Source organism: Mesorhizobium sp. B2-8-3 (genome assembly GCF_006440815.1).
In the GTDB taxonomy this organism is placed as follows: Bacteria; Pseudomonadota; Alphaproteobacteria; order Rhizobiales; family Rhizobiaceae; genus Mesorhizobium.
Genome location: NZ_VFTW01000032.1, coordinates 22,517 through 41,751, shown reverse-complemented (window position 1 = coordinate 41,751; position 19,235 = coordinate 22,517). Strand labels below are relative to the sequence as shown.

At 58.5% G+C, this 19,235-nt stretch carries 17 protein-coding genes and 1 pseudogene; 9 read left to right on the top strand and 9 right to left on the bottom strand.

Annotation, left to right across the window (positions count from 1 at the left end; all coding sequences use genetic code 11):
- Window positions 1-453: 453 nt before the first annotated feature.
- Both FJ418_RS28845 and FJ418_RS28840 read right to left on the bottom strand, forming a co-directional pair.
- Window positions 454-873, bottom strand: coding sequence for a thermonuclease family protein (locus FJ418_RS28845; protein ID WP_181167135.1), 420 nt, complete (start codon window positions 871-873; stop codon window positions 454-456).
- Window positions 874-957: 84 nt separating this feature from the next.
- Window positions 958-1,815, bottom strand: a complete 858-nt coding sequence (locus FJ418_RS28840; RefSeq protein ID WP_246683261.1) for an ankyrin repeat domain-containing protein — start codon at window positions 1,813-1,815, stop codon at window positions 958-960.
- A gap of 132 nt (window positions 1,816-1,947) precedes the next feature.
- Between FJ418_RS28840 and FJ418_RS28835 the strand changes: the two genes are divergently transcribed.
- Window positions 1,948-2,313, top strand: coding sequence for a hypothetical protein (locus tag FJ418_RS28835; RefSeq protein WP_140871541.1), 366 nt, complete (start codon window positions 1,948-1,950; stop codon window positions 2,311-2,313).
- Between the two features lie 8 nt (window positions 2,314-2,321).
- Here the strand turns inward: FJ418_RS28835 and FJ418_RS28830 are convergent, their stop codons facing one another.
- From FJ418_RS28830 to FJ418_RS28820, 3 genes and pseudogenes are all read right to left on the bottom strand, one after another.
- Complete coding sequence (locus tag FJ418_RS28830) at window positions 2,322-2,723, bottom strand: hypothetical protein (RefSeq protein WP_140871538.1); 402 nt, start codon at window positions 2,721-2,723, stop codon at window positions 2,322-2,324.
- Between the two features lie 96 nt (window positions 2,724-2,819).
- Window positions 2,820-2,918 (bottom strand): annotated as a pseudogene (locus FJ418_RS32485) (ATP-dependent DNA ligase); the annotation flags it as partial.
- 297 nt (window positions 2,919-3,215) lie between these two features.
- Window positions 3,216-4,046: a DUF1194 domain-containing protein gene (locus tag FJ418_RS28820; protein WP_181167133.1), complete on the bottom strand. Its 831-nt coding sequence runs from the start codon at window positions 4,044-4,046 to the stop codon at window positions 3,216-3,218.
- 215 nt (window positions 4,047-4,261) lie between these two features.
- Here FJ418_RS28820 and FJ418_RS28815 point away from each other — a divergent pair, with 215 nt between their 5' ends.
- Window positions 4,262-9,067: a winged helix-turn-helix domain-containing protein gene (locus FJ418_RS28815; RefSeq protein WP_181167132.1), complete on the top strand. Its 4,806-nt coding sequence runs from the start codon at window positions 4,262-4,264 to the stop codon at window positions 9,065-9,067.
- Between the two features lie 371 nt (window positions 9,068-9,438).
- On the opposite strand, the gene FJ418_RS28810 is transcribed toward FJ418_RS28815, so the two are convergent.
- Window positions 9,439-9,714, bottom strand: coding sequence for a hypothetical protein (locus tag FJ418_RS28810; RefSeq protein WP_140871529.1), 276 nt, complete (start codon window positions 9,712-9,714; stop codon window positions 9,439-9,441).
- Between the two features lie 89 nt (window positions 9,715-9,803).
- Here FJ418_RS28810 and FJ418_RS28805 point away from each other — a divergent pair, with 89 nt between their 5' ends.
- A complete protein-coding gene (locus FJ418_RS28805) occupies window positions 9,804-11,480 on the top strand; it encodes a winged helix-turn-helix domain-containing protein (RefSeq protein WP_140871526.1) in 1,677 nt (558 codons plus the stop codon).
- A gap of 279 nt (window positions 11,481-11,759) precedes the next feature.
- Here FJ418_RS28805 and FJ418_RS28800 read toward each other — a convergent pair whose 3' ends face one another.
- The gene (locus FJ418_RS28800) at window positions 11,760-11,996 is read right to left on the bottom strand and encodes a helix-turn-helix transcriptional regulator (protein WP_210243170.1); all 237 of its coding nucleotides are present in this window, start codon (window positions 11,994-11,996) and stop codon (window positions 11,760-11,762) included.
- A gap of 136 nt (window positions 11,997-12,132) precedes the next feature.
- On the opposite strand from FJ418_RS28800, the gene FJ418_RS28795 reads away from it, so the two are divergent.
- The 3 genes from FJ418_RS28795 (at window position 12,133) to FJ418_RS28785 (ending at window position 14,713) form a co-directional block, all read left to right on the top strand.
- Complete coding sequence (locus FJ418_RS28795) at window positions 12,133-12,723, top strand: hypothetical protein (protein WP_140871524.1); 591 nt, start codon at window positions 12,133-12,135, stop codon at window positions 12,721-12,723.
- A 92-nt stretch (window positions 12,724-12,815) separates the two neighbouring features.
- Window positions 12,816-13,046 carry a hypothetical protein gene (locus FJ418_RS28790; protein WP_129468801.1) on the top strand — a complete coding sequence of 77 codons (231 nt, stop codon included), beginning with the start codon at window positions 12,816-12,818 and terminating at the stop codon, window positions 13,044-13,046.
- 77 nt (window positions 13,047-13,123) lie between these two features.
- The gene (locus FJ418_RS28785) at window positions 13,124-14,713 is read left to right on the top strand and encodes a recombinase family protein (RefSeq protein WP_140871521.1); all 1,590 of its coding nucleotides are present in this window, start codon (window positions 13,124-13,126) and stop codon (window positions 14,711-14,713) included.
- A 76-nt stretch (window positions 14,714-14,789) separates the two neighbouring features.
- Here FJ418_RS28785 and FJ418_RS28780 read toward each other — a convergent pair whose 3' ends face one another.
- Window positions 14,790-15,929, bottom strand: coding sequence for a site-specific integrase (locus FJ418_RS28780; RefSeq protein WP_181167131.1), 1,140 nt, complete (start codon window positions 15,927-15,929; stop codon window positions 14,790-14,792).
- Between the two features lie 46 nt (window positions 15,930-15,975).
- Window positions 15,976-16,470: a hypothetical protein gene (locus FJ418_RS28775; RefSeq protein ID WP_140871515.1), complete on the bottom strand. Its 495-nt coding sequence runs from the start codon at window positions 16,468-16,470 to the stop codon at window positions 15,976-15,978.
- Between the two features lie 129 nt (window positions 16,471-16,599).
- Here FJ418_RS28775 and FJ418_RS28770 point away from each other — a divergent pair, with 129 nt between their 5' ends.
- From FJ418_RS28770 to FJ418_RS28760, 3 genes are all read left to right on the top strand, one after another.
- Complete coding sequence (locus FJ418_RS28770; RefSeq protein ID WP_140871512.1) at window positions 16,600-16,806, top strand: helix-turn-helix domain-containing protein; 207 nt, start codon at window positions 16,600-16,602, stop codon at window positions 16,804-16,806.
- A gap of 15 nt (window positions 16,807-16,821) precedes the next feature.
- Complete coding sequence (locus tag FJ418_RS28765) at window positions 16,822-17,715, top strand: DUF1376 domain-containing protein (RefSeq protein WP_281407592.1); 894 nt, start codon at window positions 16,822-16,824, stop codon at window positions 17,713-17,715.
- 678 nt (window positions 17,716-18,393) lie between these two features.
- Window positions 18,394-18,588 carry a hypothetical protein gene (locus FJ418_RS28760; RefSeq protein ID WP_140871506.1) on the top strand — a complete coding sequence of 65 codons (195 nt, stop codon included), beginning with the start codon at window positions 18,394-18,396 and terminating at the stop codon, window positions 18,586-18,588.
- Window positions 18,589-19,235 lie beyond the last annotated feature (647 nt).

The window sequence follows — 19,235 nt, the reverse complement described above, 5'->3', positions numbered from 1 at the left end:
GCCTTCGCCCGCCTGTTAGAGCGGCCGCCGCGCTGTCTCGTCGCGGCACGCCGAGGATGATACGGACCGCTTCCTAACATTCGGCGACTGTTTCGCAAATGCCATCGATTCTTTCGTGAACGAAGAGGATTAGCGTTCCAGGTTCGGAGGTCGCCCGGCCTCTGATCCTCGCCCTCACGATCGAAACCTTAGCAATGGATTATGTTCCCGGACGAAATCGCTCCCTCCCGCAATCGGCCACGTGTCCTAAAGGTCAACGTTGCGGCATAGACGACGCGACCGGCCCTATCCCTTACGGAAGCGGTGCAGATGCTGTGGCCGACTCTTTCGCTTGGCGTCTCTCGCCATCGACACGCCGCGCGTAGTCCGAGTGACATGCCGCTATTGCAAGTGCCAGCCATAATTATCAGCCATAATCAGAGACAGGTATCGATCGGGGTGGACGCCCAGCTGCTATCGCCGCTTGCTGACGCTCCCTGCCCACAAGTTGCGTTTGGCAATGCGGGCTTCTTGCTCCTCGGCAAGGTATCGAGTGTCGGCCACCGCCAATCCGTGTTTCACCAGGTCCCGTCCGAGATCGATGCCTCCCACGAAGCAGATGCCGAGGTCGTCGTTATAACCGTCCTTGCGCTCGACGATGCAGGATACATCGCCTGAGGCGATAAGATGTTGGATGTGGTCACGCGCATACTTGCCGCAGGGCCAGATTTTGCCAGCGGCATCAAAACACGCCTGCGAAAGTTTGGGGGCATCAAAACCGAGCAATTGAATTCGTTTTTTGTCGTGCCACAGCGTGTCGCCGTCCTCAGCAGACCAATGCTCTCCTGCAGACACCCGGCCACAGGTGAGCACGAAGGCAAGGGTGAGGATCAACCTACACATGGCCGTGCTAAACGCACATCCCCTACGGCAGTGGCATCGGTGTGTCGGCGAGCGTTCTGAGATAGGCGATCACGTTCAGCCGATCGGCCTCTTCAGGCACCCGCGAATATCCATGTTGACGCCGGGCTTCGTCAGCGTGGGACCGGCGAGGAAGATGTTCAAGTCCTCGTAGGTCCAGTTTCCCTCCCAGCCCAGCAGGGTCTTGGAGTAACGCTCGAACTTCGTCGATGCCTTGTCGCGACCGACGACGTTCCAAAGGTTCGGCCCGATGGTCGGAAGTTCCTTTGGCCGCACGACATGGCAAGGGGCACAGGTGCTTGCAAAGAAGGCCGCGCCCTTGGTGGGGTCGCCCTCCGCGAGCCGGGCGGAAATCGGCTCCGGTTTCAGGATGACGACGCCATGCTCCAAAAGGTAGGCGGCGATGTCCTCATGATCATCGTGCTTTGCGAGATGGTAGGCCGTGATGATGCCCGGCCGTTGATTGGGGTCGCCCTGGACCCAGATGGTGTTGACGTCAGCGCCCGCCTCGACCAGCACCTTAACGCAGTCAAGGCAGCCACTGGCGACCGCGAGGGTCAGCATCGGCTCTCCCCGCGTCTTGCCGTTGGCGTCGGCACCATGCGACAGAAGCAGCCGGATCATGTCGGCGGCGTTCTTCAGCACGGCAACGGTCATCGGCAGGCCGAGCACCGCTTCCTTGTTGACATCGGCACCACGCTTGATCAGCAGTTCCGCCGCCTCGACGTGGCCGCTGCGCACAGCCAGGAATAGCGGTGTTGCCCCCTTCTCCTGCTCCTCGATGTTAGCACCGGCATCGAGCGCCGCCGTGATTGCAGTAAGGTCGCCGCTCTTGGCCGCGTCGTGGAGCGCACCGCCATGCGCTGTTGTGACGGCACATAGCAAGATCAGGAAGCTTGCGAATAAGCCCCGCATTTCGGCATCCCTCCGCCGATCAAGGAGGAGAATATACCCGATAGGCGCGGGCTTCCAGCGTATATTAGCGTAGGCTAATGGTATCTAATGGCCTTGACGACATAAGTTGCCGTTGAGGGCGGCCCCCAATCGATGCATGCAGTCAGGACAAGACAGGCAACGTGCTTTGCAGGTGTGATCGCCACGGCTGCGGCAATTGAGGGAAGTGCGGCGTTAGCCCACGGCCCGGATGAAAATTGGGGCTATCCACCGGCTTGCTGCCACGGCGACCCGCTCACTGGCGACTGCGGGAAAATTCCCGGTTCAACTGTGACGCCCCGGCCAGATGGCTATGTGATTATTCTGCGTCCAGGCGACCATCATAAAGTCACGCATCGGAACCGCTACTTCGTGCCGTACGAAGTCGTAATCCCCTCGGGGGATGACAACTTCCACATCTGTCTGCATCCCACGGAAGAAGACGAAAACTGCTTCTTCGCGCCAGCGGATGCAATGTGAATGTTCTTCTAGCTTCGCCCGATTGAACCAGTGCCGGGCGGGGCGAAAAAGCACGTCCATCGAAACCTGTGATAAGCCTCGAAACTCATGTGTGGGGTCAGCGTCCGATAGAACGTCATCAGGCGCTCGCAAATATGATATTGATCATCCGGCGAGGTCTGGACACGCTCTCTGGGAATGAACCACTCCGGCTCTTGTGGCTCGTTTGGGTAGAAGGGGCGGGGCGGCCGGACGAAATAGCCGTCTTTTGTCATCCTGACATGGCTTGGATCGATAGGATGACAGTCATTGCCTCCACAGCAGTCGTAGTGAAGAACGGGGTCCGTCTTACCCGTATACCAATCGTGGGCCTCGGCATTGCCGATCAGTGCGAGCCACGCCAATGCGAAATACCGCTTTGACTGCGTCATCGAAATCCCCTCGCAACCTGAATACCACATTAGACATCGCTAATCTTCATTCTTGAGGTCGCATCGGTCGCCGCATAGGTCCGGCGGCCGCCTTGTCTAATCAGCCTCCCGAAAATCCTTCAGTGACGCATGGCGAAGCTTCTCCTCGCCCCTAAGAAACTTAACCCGCCCCACAAGACCCGGCTTGACCCACTCGGCCTTCTGGGCAGAACTTACTACGCAAAGCTCGTCGAGCAGATGAACGCACGTCTGGCACCCTATCTGCTCAAGCATGGCGGATCGGAAAAGGAGGCGCTGGTCGCGGCCGACTGGAAAACGACGAGCGGCGAAAACGGCTGCACATAGCCGAAACTTGCCTTCCGGTCTCGAAACGAAGTTCTCGACAAGCAACCCTTTAGCCCTTTTGAGCGCATTCATCGCTGCGGTTGGTACATTGGACTGTCGGCAGCAATGCGCGAAGCTCTTCCCATGCTGGGACTTCATTGCCGTGCGTCATCGGCTTGGCAACTGACCGATCATGTTGCAATCGACCATGCGGTCGGAACGCTCGGTGTACGCGGCGTGGATCACCTGATCCATGTTCATGGAAATTTCACGCACCAGCTTGCGACGGACCGCGGTGGCGAACATCGCGGCGTCGGTGACGCCGATTGCAAATGCGTCCGGTCCGCCAATGACGCAGCGCTCGAAATAGGATTGCAGGCTGGAAGGGTCGTACCGCGCAAACCCGTCGGCCTCGCCAATGCGGGGTAGTGCAATAGGCAGCCCGTTGATCGTCACACCTTCCGCGAGAAGAAACTGCCGGATGGGGTCAATGAGTGCTCCGGCATTGTTGGGTCCGTCGCCAGAGACGTCAATAACGCGGCGCGGGCTGCGCAAGTCGCTCTTCGCAAACAGTTCATTCGCGGCCTGCAACGCGCCGGAAATCGAGGTTCCGCGGCCTTCAGTCAACGACAAAGCCGCCAACCTGTCTGCCAAGGTCAGAGCGTCCTCGCGGCTTTCGACAATTGTCCACGGCACGATGACGGTTTGCTGATTTGGCCCCGCCCACTCCAGATAGAGCACTGCGATTCTTCCCAGTTCTCCCGCCTTGATTGCCATCGCGATGTCCGCGTGGCGGAAGGCATCAACATAGCCGTCGCGCTGCACTTTTTGCTCAATTCTGCTCATCGAGGGCGAGACGTCCACGGCAAGGATCAATTGCAAATCGACTTGGGCCAGGCCGCCCGCGGGGCGGTCCGTCGAGTGAGCCTGTGGCGCTGTCGCGAAGAACAGGGTGAGCAGGAAGGCGCCCGTGAGCCGCGGCACTGGTCTTGCACCCATGCTTCCAGCAATCCGTACTAAGCAGTCCATGGCGAACCCCTCTCACTGACAAATGGAATTGTGGAATTGTCGGTCGGGGGCATTTGCCAAGTCACGAACGGCTTACGATCATTCGCCGAAATCCGCGCTCCCGCGCGGTCTGGATGATGATCAGTCTTCGCAGCGCGAAACCGTGCTAGTATGGGACTGCGGCTTCGTGCTTGAGGGGAACCGGCTTGAACAGCTCGCCGCCCACGACGTTCGTGCTCAACGGCGTGACCGCCGACGTGAGCAGGGAGACCTTGCGCGACCAGTTCAACAGGACAATCGCAGTTCGCCACCAGACCTTCGCGGTGCTTCGTCACCTTCTGGAGAACGCTGATCGCGTCATCACCAAGGACGAGCTGATGAAGGCGGTCTGGAATGGGCTAGCCGTCACCGATGACAGCCTGGTCCAATGCATTCACGAGATCCGTGCGGCGCTCAACGACAGTCGCCAGGCCGTCGTGCAGACAGTGCCGAGGCGCGGTTACAGGTTGGTCCTTCCCTCAAATGCCGGACCAAGATTGATTACAGTTCTGGCGGCAGAATTGGCCGCCGAAGTCCGGCCCGCAGGCAAGGATGAGCGGAGCATTGCTGCACCTACCCCGGCGTACAGGCAGGTCCTTGATCGGCTGCTGATAAAACATGCCGGTCGTGTCTTCGCGAGCGTCGAAGAGACAGTCCTTGCGGAGTTTGCTGGCCCTGTCGAGGCGTTGCGGTGTGCGAACGAGATCCAGCATGAGGTCGACAGGCGGAACTGCGACATTCCCGAGACAAAGCGGCTGCGCTTCCGCATCGGCGTTGACCTCGGTTACGTCGTCGCCGAGGGCGACCACCGCAGGGGCGAGGCCGTCGAGGTCGCAGCTCATCTTCAAACCTTGTCACGCCCCGGCGGAATTTGCATCACGGAAGCGGTCCGCGCCCAGGCTCAGGACCGCCTCTCGCTGGAATTCATCGATCTCGGCGAGCACAAACTGAAGGATGTCGCCCGTGCCTTGCGCATCTACCGCGTATGTCTTGCGTCCGAGGAACCGGTCAGATCGCCATTTCACGGTCTCGATGCCTTCGAATTCGAAGATGCCGATCTATTCTTCGGCCGGGCGCGGGCGATTGCCGCCTGCACCGCCAGACTGGAGCAGCAGGCAGCAAACGGCACGGCATTCCTGCTCATCTACGGAATGAGCGGTTGTGGCAAGTCTTCCCTCCTGCGCGCTGGCCTGCTGCCGTCATTGACGCGACCTGGAGCCGTGGCAGGCATATCCTTGTGGCGCCGGTGCCTGATCCGCCTCTCCGAAGGACCGGATGCATTCGCTGTGTTGGCTGCGGCGCTGCTTCACGACGCTGCTGTGCCGGAGCTGTCCTCAGAAGCAACAGCCGCGGATTTCGCTCGACTCTGCAGGGACACGCCGGATCGAGCCTTGGCGATGGTCCGACAGGCACTTCGCAAGGCCGCTGGGCCGGCCCGCTCGCAGATCAGACTGCTTGTTGTCATAGATCAACTGGAGGAGCTGTTCACGACGGAGAAGCAGCCGGCGACGCGCGAGGCCCTTGTGCGGTTCATGGCGGTGCTGGCCGCGAGCGGACTGGTCTGGGTGATAGCGGCGATCCGTTCGGATTTCTTTCACCGCTGCGGCGATGTCCCGGGTTTCTCGGCGCTCAAGGACGGCCTCGCCAGCTACGAACTTCTGCCACCAACCGGCCCAGAGATCGCGCAGATGATCCGCGAACCTGCGGTCGTGGCCGGGCTCCGCTTCGAGGAGAGTGCCGAGTTGGGGCGGCTCGATGACGTGCTGCAGGCGGCAGCAACTGCGGACCCCGGATCATTGCCGCTTCTCGAGTTTGTCCTCGACGCGTTGTACCAAGCCAGTGGCGACCGACGCGTTCTCACCTTTGCGCACTATCGTGCGCTCGGCGGGCTCGAAGGCGCAATCGCGCGTCGCGCCGACGAAGTCCTGGACTTGCTGGCGCCCGGGATCCAGGAGGCCTTGCCCGCGGTGCTGCGCGCCCTCACCACGGCGAACCTGGGCGATGAAACAGTCACGGCACGTGCAGCGCTGTACACCGAAGTCGCGGGCACTCCCGCGCGATCGGCCCTCGTCAGGGCATTAATCGAGGCCCGGCTCCTCGTCAGCGACGAGGACGCCGCAGGGCATGTCTTCGTTCGTCTTGCACATGAGGCCCTGTTGAGCCGTTGGCCGCGCGCCAGTGACATTGTGAATGCAAACCGCAACTTCCTCGCGACGCGCGAACGCCTGAGGGCTGACGCCCACCGATGGCACCTGGAAAGCAGGAATCGAGAGCTTCTCCTTCCGTCCGGCAAACGTCTGGCGGAGGGCGAAGAGTTGATGCTTTCAAGGCGGGAGGAGGTCGACGAAGCCGTCCTTGAATACATCGAGGAGTCTTTGCGTGCCCATCGGCAGAAGGAGGAGAAGGACCGTCACGCAGAGCTAGCACTGGTCGCGGCCGCCGAAGAGGCAAAACGCGAGCGCCTGGAGCGGGAGGCCGAGCGCCGGAGCCTCGCGGCTGCCGCAGCAAACCGGCTTGCCCGACGGACACGGAACGCCGCTGTCGTGGCAATAATGCTCGCTCTTATGGCGGGTGCAGGCGCATTGGTCGCCCTCAAGGCGCGGGAGGAAGCAAGGGGCCAACGCGATCAGGTGCTGCGCAATCAGTTCCTTTCGCTCTCGTTCCTTTCGGAGCGGTCCGCCGCGGCAGGCAACACCGAGGCAGCGATCCGGTTGGCGCTTGAGGCGCTGCCGTCGAAAGAGCAACCCGAGCGGCCATATCTCTTCGAGGCGGAAGCAGCCCTCTACAAGGCTCTGCTGGCGCACCGGCAGATCAAAATCCTCCGCCCTGGCGCCAGTGTGGCGCATGCGGCTTTCAATCCTACAGGTGATCGTGTTGTCACCGCATCCTACGACAAAACCGCAGCCGTCTGGGACATCGCCACCGGTACCGAAACTGCAATTCTAAAAGGTCATGATGGGGCCGTGGAGAGGGCCGAATTCAGCCCCGATGGGACCCGTATCCTGACGGCCGCGAGGGACGGCACTGCACGTCTTTGGGACGCCGTCTCGGGAGAGCAGCTCTACATCCTGCGGCCGCTAGGCAATTACCCGACGGCAATCTTCAGCCCGGATGGCACCCGGGTGCTGACGGCGGGGGAGAGCAGCGATGCAACGCTCTGGGATGCGCGCACCGGAAAGAAAGTCTTGGGTGTAAGCAGCGACGCATATACCCGTGCTGCTTTCAGTTCAGACGGCCGCAGCTTCGCGACGGCGGGCAAGCATTTTGTTTCGATCTGGAATACCGCAGACGGCGCGCTGACGAAGTCGATCCGAGTGACCTCCTGGCCCTATACCCTGGCGTTCAGCCCGGACGGAAGCCGGATGGTGGCCGGCCCGTGGGGTTGGCATTCACACCGCGACACTTCCAGCCTTTTCGATTTGTCGAAAGGAACGGAGATCGCAAAGTTGGCCGGCAGCAACAGCGACACACAATTGAACGGCGTGATTTTCAGCCACGGGGGTCAGCGGATCGCCACGGTATCCCTCGATGGCACTGCCCGGATTTGGGATGGAACGTTGGGAACGCTGGATGAAGTGCTCGGCCAAGAGGTTTCGGGGCTGAAGCCTGAGATCGATACAGATGAACGCGATGTGGAGATGAACGGTGCTTTCACCAAGGACGACCGCTTCCTTGCGACGACCTCGATCAATGGGCCGATCCGCATCTGGGACGCTGAACGCGCCTCGTTGGTGACGATGATCGCCGGTCACGAATCCTTGGTCGAGCATTTGGAATTCAGCCCGGTCGACAGCAACATTCTACTCACTGCTTCACACGATGGCACCGCTCGGCTTTGGGATGTCGACGGCGCCCTGACGACCTCGCTCTCACATGAATATCGGCCGACTTTCGCGGTTTTCAGTCCCGACAACGTCCACCTGCTGACCGGCGGCGGTGACAGCGCGGCGCACCTGTGGGATGTCGTGAGCGGGCGCGAGATAATCCGCCTCGACACGCATGAGATCATTCAAAGCGCCTCGTTCAGCCCAGATGGGAGGCGCGTCGCCACGGCATCTCTTGAGGGCGTGGTCCGAATTTTTGACGTGGCCACGGGACACGAGACCGCCCAGTTCCGATCAGATGCCGGACTGATCAAGATCCAGTTTGGTCGCGATGGCAAATCGCTTGTTTGCGCATGGATCAACGGCACCGCGCAACTGTGGGACGCCACGACCGGCACCGAGCTGGCCGCCATCAATACTAGCAGCAATCTGCCGCAAGCCATTCTTAGCCCTGACGGACGTCTGATCCTCTCGGCCAGGGAAGACAATGTGGGACACCTTATGACGACGAGCGGAGTCGAACTACGTGCTCTTGTCGGGCATCAGAATCGCATCACGGCAGGGGCCTTCAACCCTCACGGTCAACTCGTCGCCACGGGCTCACTCGACCACACGGCCCGAATTTGGTCGACCACCGAGGGGACAAGCGTCAGAACGCTGGAGGGACATACCGGCGCGGTGACGGTGGTCGCCTTCAGTCCCGACAGTCAGTCGTTGCTGACTGCTTCACGCGATGGGACCGCCCGGATCTGGAGCGTCTCAGGCGATCTGCAAAAGGTTCTCAGGGGCCACAGCGGCGCGCTGGACAGCGCCGAATTCAGCCCCAATGGCTTGTATGTCGTGACCGCGTCGACCGAAGATCGAACGGTCCGATTATGGGCGGCGCAATCGGGGCGCCAGATTGCTGTCCTTGGCAGCCAGGACGAAGCAACCTTTCGACCGGGCTTTACACGCGCAGCTTTCAGCGCCGACGGCACCCATGTCGCGATTGTTTCCGGCGAACAAAGGGTCAGCATCGTTCGCGTCTTCGAGACGCCCAAGGAGCTTATTGAATACGCCCGGCGTACGGTCCCTCGCGAACTGACCCCTTGCGAGCGGCGAAGCTTCTTCCTTCCTGAAGTCCCTGCAAACGGCACCTGTCCCGGCTGAGGTCGACAGCGGTCAGACTTTGCCCCTTAGGCCGCCTGCTGGAACCGCCACCCGTCCGGCCCCAAACGTGATGACCGAGTGAATCAATCTGGGTCCGGACGGCGTGACGCATAACCGTTGGGTTTGGCTTGCCCGTCGGATTGGCTCGGGTCCGACCACGATCAGAGCGTTCGCTTGTGATGTCTGCTTTTGGAAGCGGCGGAGGGGAACTTGACGGCTGCAATGAGCGCGTTGCTGCCACGTCGTCTTTGGGGCCGGAAGCGGACCGGCAGTTTCGGGCATCGGATCTTCAAAGCGGCCTTCAAGTCGGTGAGAGTATCGGCGCCGCCTTAACTCGTACCAAACATTCACGTCACCTCAGTTATTCGTACTCAGGATGATGCGAGCTTCGTCTCTGTTTGTGCACAATATACGAAAGAAATAAAAGCAGGCGGATCCGGCGGAAGGAATTCCATCTGATGTTTCCATGCGAGACAGAGGGCGTATGTATCGAACTGTTTCTGTTCTCTCCGTTCTTCAATACCACCATTTACAAATGTAAGAGAAATAACATGCGCGGTTGCATTCACGATTTGGGGGTCCGCTTTTGCAGTCGTTTGCGCTATCAAAAGGAGAGCGAGAGCGATGATAAATCTGGTCCGTTTCATGTCAGCCTCTTGTCGAATCCAGTGCCGCCAGTATCCCTTGGAGGGGGCGGCCGAATGGGCTAAGCTAGAGAGCGCGCCATGAGGGTGAAATGTCCCGAAAGGCTTCTGAAATTGACCTGAAATCTGCTGAAACGATCACGTTTCGCGGTTTTGTCTTCCTGACGAAAAGCAAACAACTCCGAACCGTCGAAGGCGAAGCGGTCAATCTTCGCAGCCAGTCCGCCGAGGTGCTCTCCGTGCTCGCGGCGCGACCGGGCGAGATCGTGTCCAAGGATGCGATGATGCAGGCGGTTTGGGTCGATACGTTCGTGACCGACGACAGCCTCACTCAATGCATTGCCGATATTCGCCGCGCCGTGGGCGACGAGGCGCACGTGATCGTGGAAACCGTCCCAAAGAGAGGCTACCGGCTGAATGCCGATCCGTCGGGCGCGGCAGAACCAAACGCCGCAACCGGCACGGAACGGGCCAAGACACGATTCTCGCGCCGCCGTTTCATTCTTGCTGCACTCGTTCTCGTTGCGGCAGCGATCGGCGCATATTATGGCGCGGAAGTATGGCGAGCCGCTCCGGTTCGTTCGGGCGACATGCCCCGGATTGCAATCCTCTCCTTCGATGACTTCAGTACCGGAGCGGATAAGGGATATCTCAGCGATGCCGTTGCCGAGGGGATCATCACCGACCTGGCACGAAGCAAGACTTATGCTGTCATCGCCCGGAACTCGAGTTTCAGGTACCGCGACAAGCCGACCGACACCAGACAGATCGGAGATGAACTCGGGGTCGACTACCTGCTTGAGGGCAGCCAGCAGAAGGTGGGAGACCGGCTGAAAGTGACCGCCCAGTTGCTGAATGCGCATGACGGATCGCATGTCTGGGCCAACACCTACAACCGCGAGATCGGCGATCTTTTCGTCGTCCAGGAGGAAATCATCCGCACGCTTGCGGAACGGGTCGGGCGCAGGATCGAGCGCCCCTTGCCACAGAGCGGTGCCGCCAAGGTCAGCGCGCTCCACTATCACCTGATGGGGGTTGCCGAGATCAGAGAGGATTTCTCGGCCGCGAGGAACGAGCTGTTTCGGCAGCTGAACCTCAAGGCGATCGAAGAGGATCCGAACACGCAGTTCGGCTATATCGGGCTGGCCTGGTCTTATCGCAACGATGCGATCTTCGGCTGGCACGAGCGGGAAGCTAACCGTGACGAGGCGTTGAAGCGCGCCGCCGAATACGCCGACAAGGCCATCCTGCTCGCTCCCGATGACGCTGAAGCGCATAATATCCGCGCCAGCATCCACACCGAAGCCGGCGAGGTCGAGCAGGCCCTTGCCCGGTACGATCAGGCAATCGCCCTGAATCCCAGCAACTCGGATATCCTGGTCCGCAGCACGGATCTGCTACTCTATGTTGGCCGTACAGACGAAGCGATCGATCGGATCAAGCAGGCCATGGGCATCGATCCTTTCTACCCAGACGACTTCAACTGGCAGATGGGCTGGGCGCTCTGGGAAAAGAACGATTGCGGGGCCGCGCTGGCGGCGATGCGGAAAATGTCCAGAATCCCGAGCGGCGCGCACCGAATGCTTGCGGGGATCCTCGCTTGTCTGGGAAACAAGCGAGAGGCAAAGGAAGCGCTTGCGGTTTTCCTCCAGAACACTCCCGGTGAATCCATCAGTAAAGAACGCAGGGAGTGGAACAAGATTTGGACCGCACCCGGAAGCCTCGACCGCTGGATCGAACACATGCGGTTCGCTGGGTTGCCGGAGTGAACGGCTGTCCGCGTGCAACCCCTCAGAAGACCAACTGATCCGCAAAACACCGTTGAAGTCGTTGTGTTGGTGAGCGTGGGTTGCCCTCAAAGCAAGATCATCCTTCACAAGAATATTGGTGCGGGATGGTGGGAATTGGCGCGATTACGACTTGCATGGTTATCAGCGATGTCCGCTTCTGGGCGACACAAACTTTGCCTTAATGGCCGAGATGAGGCGCATTGCTGACATTGATCGGAACAGATAATCCGCAATGCCGCCCGCAGGCGCCGCCTTCGGCTAGGTGTTTGCAATACCGCGTGACAAGCGCACGCCAGGGCCACCGCCATTCTCTGCAATGAACTCTATTCCGGCTGCCTCGAACTTTGCTTTAAGCTGAACTATTGTGGACTGTTTCAACGTTTCGCCTCGTTCGAATCGCACAACCGTTTGAGTTGAGACTCCGGCTTCCTTAGCAAGCTCTAAAACGCCCCAGCCCAATGCAGCTCGTGCCATACGACACTGCACCGGATTCATAAAATCACCATAATATAGTGATTTCGATTGATCATATGCTGCACTTTGTGTAGTCTCGATTTCAATTGGGCGGCCGGACAGGTGATGCAACACCGATCCGGCCTGGCCACGTGCAAGCTGTTGTGGAGCTCGGATCATGGCTGATTCCGACAATAGCATGACTTTGTCATCCGTCACGCTCGGAGGAGGTGGCGAGCAGGCTACAAAAAAATCTGCTCGTTCCGACGAAGCCGATCCGGCGCTTGCGCTGCTAGGAGACTGGTTGCGGGCGCAGCATGTCTCGCAGGTTCTCTGCCGACTTCAGCAACGCCTGGAAACGCGCGTTCTCGGCGCAGTGCGTCCGGCGCCGACGAATGCGAAGGTGGGTTACTCGATCGCCTGCCAAGCGGAAGTCGAGGCTGCGACAGTGGCTTTGAAGATTCAGGATAGACTTCCGCATACGCCCGCACATTCACTTCTCGGCGTTGTCGCCAAGCTAGAGATGATCGTGGGCGCAGATCGCGAAATCGACGACCCAACAGATTTTCCCTGGCCACATATCGAGTCGATCCTGCATGACTTGAAGGAAATCACCGGGAGTGTGCCGCTTGAGCGACCCGATCGATCCATCGTTCAGGCGGATTGTCGGCGATATCAAGCAATCGCGGCCGATTTGATCGGTCTCGAAAAGCGCATGGCGGACCTTCATTTTGGTCAGCAACCGGCCACTGGGACTGATACAAAGTAGAAAAGGATACGCAAGCGCACATGACGGCCATTCGCCGCTGAGGCAATTTCAGCGAATCTTGTCCCGATGCAGATGTGGTCGGGACGGAACTGGTGAAAGCGAAGCGACGCGTTACAAAACGCAGCGTTGAACGCAACGCCCAGACCAATCTGTTTTCGCGGCAACGCGCCATTGACGAAGCATTTCTGGAACGAACGGCCCGCTTGTTTGAGGCCCGCATGGAGCGGCCCCTCTCAACGGAAGATGCCCGGCAAATCGTCGATAATCTCGGCGGCTTCTTTCGCATCCTCGCCGAATGGGACCGGATTGACCGGGGCGAATAGCCGGCGCTTCATGGATCCCTCCGCCGGCTCAGTCCGTCGGCAGATGCGATGACCATGGAGGGAAGGAGGCGTCTACGATGAACCAGCGACTTATGAAGGTCGCAAGGCGCGCAGGTCTCACAAAGGCGCTGCTTTACGCTCGCGTATCCTCCAAGGAGCAGGACAAGGAAGGTTTCTCCATCCCGGCTCAATGCAAGCTGTTGCGCGATTATGCCCAACAACAGCGGTTCGATATTGCGCAGGAGTTTGTGGACGTTGAGACGGCCAAGACCACCGGCCGGACCAACTTCACGGAAATGGTCAAATATCTGCGCAAGCATCCCGGCATCCGGATTGTCTTGGTGGAGAAGACAGACCGGCTTTATCGAAATCTGAAAGACTGGGTCACGCTCGACGAGTTGGATGTCGAAATCCACCTTGCGAAGGAGGGCGTGATACTTTCGCGCGACTCACGCTCGTCGGAAAAGTTTATGCACGGCATCAAGGTCTTGATGGCCAAGAACTATATCGACAACCTGTCAGAAGAAGCCCGCAAGGGGCAGATGGAGAAGGCGGAGCAGGGCATATGGCCGACAAAGGCTCCGCTGGGCTATATCAACACCACTGGGAAGGATAGCAGAAAGGTTATTGAGCCGCATCCTGAACTGGCTCCAGTCGTCACACAGCTGTTCGAGCGTTACGCAACCGGCCGGTATTCGCTCAAGGCCTTGGCTAAGGCAGCCCATGGCGAGGGGCTGATTTATCCCAAGAGCGGCAACCCGGTTCCGGTCAGCACCGTGCATATGATCCTGCGCAACCGCCTCTATACCGGACTGTTCCAGTGGAACGGCAAATTGCACCAGGGCAAGCACGAACCTCTCGTATCGATCGAACTATGGGAGCGCGTACAGGGCGTTCTGACAGGCCGCAATGCGGTACCGACCCACCCGATAGGAAAAGAGTTCGCCTTCACCGGCCTGATGACCTGCACCGAATGCGGCTGCGCCATCGTGGCCGAGATCAAGAAGAGCAAATACGTCTATTATCACTGCACGGGGCATATCAACAAAGGTCGGGGCGGATACGGTGATTGCCGACGCAAATATGTCCGCGAGGAGGTGCTCGACCAGACATTCGCCAACCTGCTTGACCGTTTGCATTTCGACGGAGAGATACTGGAATGGGTAACGGCAGGCCTCTTGGCCAGCCATGCCGACGAGCGCCGCGAGCATGAACAAGCCATCCATCGATGTCAGGTCGAATACAAGCGGCTCGAGGATCGGCTGCATGCCATGTATCTCGACAAGCTCGATGGCCGCATCGACAATGCCTTCTACGATCGAATGTCAGCCCAGTGGCGGACCGAACAGACGCGGCTGCTTCGCGAGATAGAGCGTCATGGTAGCGCCGAGGAATCGTACATGGAGGACGGCATCCGGCTGTTGGAACTGGCACGCGACGCCAGCCGACTGTTTGCGAAACAGCCTGCGCACGAGAAAAATCGACTCCTGAATCTGGTGCTGTCGAACTGCAAATGGGACAAAGGCGAAGTTCACGCCGTCTTTAGGCAACCGTTTGATCTACTTGCGGAAACGGTCGTGGCGGGTGCAGCTATGGGTGCACAGCAGGCAGTTTTATCGACAGGGAGTCCAGTTTGGCTGGGGAACCTGGATTCGAACCAGGACTAACGGAGTCAGAGACAGATTTATCCGTTGTTTTTGCTATGAAAATTCGCCTTGTGTTGCATTAGTGTTGCAGTAGACATTATGAAAGCAGTCGGGCCTCGATCTCTGCAACAGCCGTCTTGTCGGCAGCGTCGTCTTCGAAAAGATGGCCATATGTATCGAACGTCACTGTGATCGAGCTATGTCCCATGATCGTCTGAACTCGCTTTGGCGAGAGCTTCTGTTCGATCAGAAGGCTCGCTGCCGCATGACGCAAAGCATGAAAATTATACTTGGCAATTTTGAGCGGCGCGCCGTCGGAGTCGCGTCTAGTCGGGTGAAGGCTGAAGATGCCTGCACCGACGAGCAGGGGCGTCCAGACGCGCGCTAGAATGTTGTGGTGATCGAGCGGCGTTCCTTCCTCGGACGGGAAGACCAAGCCATCGGGACCATTCGCGACGGAGAGGCGCTGTTGCTTCAGGGCGTTGATTGCCATCGGCGCCAAAGGCACGTCACGCTCGCCAGCCGATGTCTTCGGCAAGCCGAAATCACCCCATGCGTCTACCCGCCCTTTAACCTTGAGAAAGCCGCGCTTCAGGTCGACGGCGTTCCATCTGAGGCCCCGCAACTCGGAGGCACGGAGGCCACTGAACAGCGCTGTGACGATCAGAGCGCGATGCTTGCCCTGGGCACCTTCTAGAATGATGCGCAATTCAGCCTTCGTCGGGATCTCTGGCCGTTTCGACTTCCGGCGGTCGTTCGTCTTAACCTTAGCATCCGACACCGGATTAGTTGCCGCCAAGCCGCGTCGTCTCGCTTCAACGAAGATTGAGCCGAGCGAACGCACGATGCGCTTGACCATGGCCGGCGATCGATCTTTGGCCAGCTCGTCGGCGAACGCATGGACGTGCGGAGTATTGAACTGTGAAAGCTTTCTCGCTCCAATTAGGGGCACGATATGAAGGTTGACGTGCTGGGCGTAGGCGATGCGCGTGGAACGCTCGAGGCCTTCGGCGTCGCATCTTTCCAGCCAGAGCTTAGATGCCTCTCTGATCGTGATCGAGGCGCTGTCGGCAACATGGACACCGAGTTGCAGGTCGCGCCGTACCTTTACGAGATAGGCGTCGGCGTCCTTGCGTTTATCGAACTGCTTGGCGCGACGATTACCGCCCGCGTCGAAATAGTCGGCAAGCCAGCGGACTTCGCCGGAGGGGAGGGTGCGCTTTCGAACCTTAGCCATTTCAGTCCTCAAATGGATTTTCGATATCGTCCGTGAAAGATGCCCTTCATTGTTTTTTGCCCTCGTTTCTTTCCTCAACCCGCTCCTTGAACTTCCGGCCTTGTCTCTCAAGAAAATTCTGAACCTCATGCGAAAGTTTAATCGCCTCGCCAGTCTCTCGTTCCCTTGCCTTGAGGGAGAGGCCGTGGGCTCCCAAAGAGCTAATGCGGTAGGAGAGCTCCGACTGGCTTTCTAGTACATCTCTTGTTGCTCCCAGCGACGAGGTCATGAAATCCAGCACCGCGGCGCTGTCCGTTTCAGATAACTCTCGCGGGGCGTTCATGAAATGCCCGACCAACTCTCGCGTTCTCGTCGAAGTCCCTTCTGCCAGGGAAAGCAGCGCTCCGGCCTCTCGATCAAACGTTAGTGCGATCTGGACGAGCCGACGTACCGCATCGGATCGTGTGGCAATCCGGTTCGCGAAGCGCCAGTCGTCTATCGCGCTCAGTTCTTCATCCGCCATCATTATCGGGATGCGGTTCTCTCTGGGCTTCTTTGTCATCAGGCCTCCTGTGCACACCGGGTGACGATACAAAATCGGCACAAGAAGCACAAGATTGATTGTGCGAATCGAAATTTTGGGGTACAAAATCGGCACAACAGGCACAAAAACGACCCTATCGAGGATACGATGACACTAAACGACGCACTTTCTCGCCCGACGCTCTCCGTCCCGGATGCGGGGGCAGTCTTCTACGGGTTGGGTCGGAACGGCTCGTACGAGGCCGCGAAGCGCGGCGACATTCCAACGATCCGCATCGGCCGCAAGATTGTCGTGCCCGTCGCGCCAATCGCTAACAAACTCGGGCTGCGGTTAACGCTTACGGCGGTGGTGTAGTTGAACTCCGCCCAAATGCCGTATTTCCGATGCTTCGTTGGAAAATGGAAAGACATCGTTGACAGAATGAGCACAAGTGAGACGGCCACTTATTTGAAGCTAACCCTCCTCATGTTTCAACGAGGCGAGCCGTTGCCAGAAAATACCGAACGGTTGTCGAGACAATGCCAAATGTCACGAAAACTCTTCGCCTCAAGCCTCGATCAGCTGATTGAAGAGGGCGTAGTCATTCGCACCCATGATGGACTTTGGAGTGCTCTGGTCGAGGAGGAATTCAAGTTCCGCAACGAAGTGGCGTCCACAAAAGCGAACGCAGCTAACCGTCGGTGGGAAAAGCGCAGCGAAATCAATGGTCAAACGATGCACCAGGATCGCAACAGCAATGCGGGCGCAATGCTAAAAGAGGAAACAATAAGAGAGAACAGGGAAGATGCTGTCGCATCTTCCAATGCCGCGAAGGGGCAGGCGCTCGAGCTTGAGTTCGGTGAATGGTGGGCCCTCTACCCGAACAAAATTGGCAAACCTGCTGCATTGAAGAGTTTCATAGCCGCGCGCAAAAAGGTCGATGCTGAAACTCTAGTCTTGGGACTTCGAAGCTACATCAATTCGAAGCCGATAGACCGGGCTTGGTGCAATCCGACGACCTGGCTCAATCAAGAGCGTTGGGATGATCGTCCCGCTAACGTCGCGTCCGTGCCAACGGGCAGAACTTCACTCCCTGCAGCAAAACTTCAAACTGTCGGTGATTGGGCTTCCCACCGACTGCGCGAATTGGAGGCGCAACAGCATGAGCACTACAGTACTGGAAATACCGTCCGACGTGTGGAGGCCAGTAACAGAGATCGAAGTTCTCCAGGCAATGGCCCTTTTGAGTTCGATGCGGTCGAGGGCCACGACTACACCCGATGACATCGGAGCCGCGTTTCAAATTGCACTCGACGGAGTGACGGCGTACGGGCTTGCGATAGCTGTCAGGAACGTCTTGCAAGGCGTCCTCGGTAGCGGCTTCCTTCCTTCGCCAGCAGAGCTTCGGCTTCAGTGTGACAAGGCAATGGCACCTTATCGCGAGGCACAGAACCGAGCCCATCGACAGCGGCAGCAGCGCGAAGAGAACGCCAGCCCGAAGATCAAGCGAACACCGGAGGAATTGGAACGACATGCCAAGCGCATGGAGCGCTTCCGAGCGTCGCTTAAACCGATACCGAACGGGTGGCCCCGCCGACCACATCTGGAAAGCTGACAAAAAAATTTTGCAGCGTTTGTCTGTGTCGTCTGTTCGGGCTCCTTGGGGGCGCGGACGAAAGCCCGGATCGTCCCAAAGTGGTCGCATATTTCGACTCGCCGACTTATTGGAGTTTCCACCTGAAATGCGAGCATCTCGTTTTGGCTGCACGGACCACGTAAGGCGCGGTTTTAGCTAGTTTTTTGGCTTCGGTTTTTTGAAAATATCTGTGCACCAAAACTAGTTTTAATTGCCATTTTTCTCCGGCCACACGCAGACGACTGCGACGCGTCTCAACGAGCACAACGCAAGTGTGAATGCGGTATCAAAATTCTGTGCGCCAGTCCCATGGAAAGGATCAAACATTGAAAATCGGTAGTTCATTTCGACTGGATCAACTGGATGAAATCGAGGACGCAGTATGGCACAAGTGGCAACTGATCAAGGTCCGACAGTTCCTGGTCAACGAGGAGGCCGAGCCGGACTTGGTCGAGACCATCGACATCGCAATTGTAGATATCGATCGGTGGTCGATCCGGAGATTGAGCGAGCTTTCCTGAACGGCACGCTATTCGGTCAAGCGTAGAACGTGCGCCCATTTTTGTTATCGAGCCGCAACATAGAACGAGGGAAACGTGACCGGGGCCAGAGAGTGTGAGCCAAAGATCTTTTCCGACTACGACGTCGAAGCCCCGATCCGGCTTGACCTTGCTGCTAGGATCGCGTTTCCAGATGGCTCGATGGGTGTCAAAGGTCTGCGAAAAGAGCGTGACGCCGGTCGTCTTGTCACGGAGATCATCGCCAACAAGGAGTATACGACCTTGGCGGCGATCGTTCGAATGAGAGAACTATGCCGCGTCCGGCCGAAAAGGCCGCCTGCTTCGTTCGATGGGACGCGAGCGCCGGTGACTCCGCTTCGAGCAGGGATGGCAACCAGCACTGCGACCTCTAGCGAGATGTCACTGGCTGCGGCGCTATTGGCTGTTCAGAAGATAAGAGCCAATCCTCAACCTACTAAGCGGAAGCGTTAGGCAGGCGCCGATCTGTTCAAAATCTTAGCCGCCGACCATCCTGGCTCGACGTTCCAGTCGAAGCTGAAGTGAGCCAATAAAGACTGGTTCAGGGCGGGATAGCGACAATGGCAGCTTTTGACCCCTCGGTTGACATTCCTGCTAGAGCCGCCAACCCAAAACCGGACATTGGGAAG